This window comes from Fructilactobacillus sp. X2R5C3, from assembly GCF_059901325.1.
Genome location: NZ_JBWXUY010000071.1, coordinates 1 through 236, shown reverse-complemented (window position 1 = coordinate 236; position 236 = coordinate 1). Strand labels below are relative to the sequence as shown.

The window sequence follows — 236 nt, the reverse complement described above, 5'->3', positions numbered from 1 at the left end:
CCCTGCGCGTGCGTGATGGCCACAGCCGTGTACTGGATGGCCCGTTCGCTGAAACCCGCGAACTGCTCGCCGGCTTCAACCTGATCGTCGCCCGCGACCGCGACGAAGCCATGCGCGTCGCCCGCGATTTCCCATGGGCGCGCTTCGGCAGCATCGAAGTGCGGCCGCTGGAAGACATGGACGCCGAGCGCGAACGCTGCGGCGCCCCGGCTGCCGCTATGGCAGCAGCCGTACCC

The 236-nt window shown here is 69.9% G+C and carries 1 protein-coding gene; it reads left to right on the top strand.

Features of this window, described 5'->3' with window-relative positions; all coding sequences use genetic code 11:
* Window positions 1-236: YciI family protein (locus AC6UDE_RS07205; protein ID WP_500697065.1), on the top strand; the 236-nt coding region annotated here is incomplete at both ends.